Here is a 1,467-nt window from a genome sequence, read left to right as displayed (position 1 = left end):
GGGGGCTCAAGCGGAAATGGGCCTTCCTGAGGGCCTCTCCGGGCGTGAAAAATCGAGGAGCGGCTCCTCTCAGGCCGCCAAGGCCATCTTCTTGAGGTTCTGTGCGGCGGCACAGAGCAACGCCTGCTCTCGCATCCCCGCGATTCCCCGCATGCGCGCATACCGATAGCCGTGGAGCTGCTTGGCGTCCGCGAAGCTGCGCTCCACCGTCTCCTTGCGTCGCGCGTAAAGGCGTTTGCCTACCGGCTCCAGCCGGCGACGGTCCACCCGTTCCTTAGCGTCTTCCCAGACATGACGCGTCACCGTCTTGCGATAGTGTTGATTGCGAGTGCAGGTCGATAGGCGTGGACAGGTCCGACATTGTGCCGGGTCCGAGTGGTAGTGACGGTAACCTTCCCGACTGGTGGTGGCGTAGCGCAGCATCTGGCCTTCGGGGCAGCAGTACGCGTCCTGGTCGGCGTCATAGACGAAGAGACGTTTCGGCATCATGCCTTTCGGCTTGCTGGGTCGGCAGTAACCGATCACAGCGTAGAGCTGACGCTTCTCCAGCCCTTGGCAAATGGCGGCATTGAAGTAGCCGGCATCCAATCCCACGGCGGCTACCTCGAAGCCGAAGCGTTGGCGCTGGCGATCCAGCCGGTCAAGGTAAGGCACGCTGTCATGCACGCTAGCGGGCGTGATGTGCACGTCGGTGATGATGGCATGGCGGCCATCCACCGTCCGGTGGTCCAGGTAGAAGAAGCCCTTGGGCTTGCCTTCTCGCACCATGTAGCCACTGTCGGGGTCGGTCTCACTGATCTTCTTGGGGGTCGGCTCGGGTGCCGCCTCGTGACGAGGCGGCAGCAGCTTTTTTCCGTGCGCTTCTCGGTCAGCCTCCACGGCCGCGTCCAGCTCGGCCAGGTAGGCCTGCGGGGTCGTTTCCACCTCTTGCACCGTGAAGTGGCGGCGATTGGCATTGGCCTTGATGTGGGTACTGTCGGTGTACAGGACGCGCCCCCCGACCAAGCCCCTTGCCATCGCTTGTTCTACCACATGATCGAACAGCCGCTGCGCGATATCGCTGTCTCGGAATCGGCGGCGCCGGTTCTGGCTGAAGGTCGAGGCGTCCGGCACCTTGTCGGTCAGGCGCAAGCCGAGGAACCAGCGATAGGCCACGTTCACTTGCAGCTCACGTACGAGCTGGCGCTCGCTGCGAATGCCGAACAGGTAGCCGATGAACAGCGCCTTGAACAGGAGAACGGGATCCAACGCGGGGCGGCCGTTGTCCTCGCAGTACAAGTGGCGCGTCTCGTCGCGGATGAAGGAAAAATCGATGATGGCATCGATGCGCCGGAGCAGATGATCGGAAGGTACCAGCTCTTCCAGCGTGACCATCTCCAGCTCGTGTTGAGTCGGACCGGGATCTTTTAGCATCCCTTAATGACAACAAAGTCCTGGCCAAAGAGCCAGGACTTTGTCAGCAACCTG

Annotated in this window: 1 protein-coding gene; it reads right to left on the bottom strand. The window is 62.1% G+C overall.

All coding sequences use genetic code 11. The features are described 5' to 3' along the window. Positions 1 to 69 precede the first annotated feature (69 nt). On the bottom strand, positions 70 to 1,413 hold the full coding sequence (locus tag L1073_RS17055) for an IS1182 family transposase (RefSeq protein WP_246901419.1): 1,344 nt from the start codon (positions 1,411 to 1,413) through the stop codon (positions 70 to 72). Between the last annotated feature and the right edge of the window lie 54 nt (positions 1,414 to 1,467).

It is taken from the genome of Chromohalobacter nigrandesensis (assembly GCF_023061285.1).
GTDB classification, from domain to species: Bacteria; Pseudomonadota; Gammaproteobacteria; order Pseudomonadales; family Halomonadaceae; genus Chromohalobacter; species Chromohalobacter nigrandesensis.
The sequence above is the reverse complement of the archived record's forward strand: the minus strand, read 5'-3'. Positions and strand labels throughout refer to the sequence as shown.

What these genes read in the sequence shown, in the direction of transcription:
- L1073_RS17055 (WP_246901419.1), bottom strand. Translation starts at nt 1,413, where the DNA reads ATGCTAAAAGATCCCGGTCCGACTCAACACGAGCTGGAGATGGTCACG.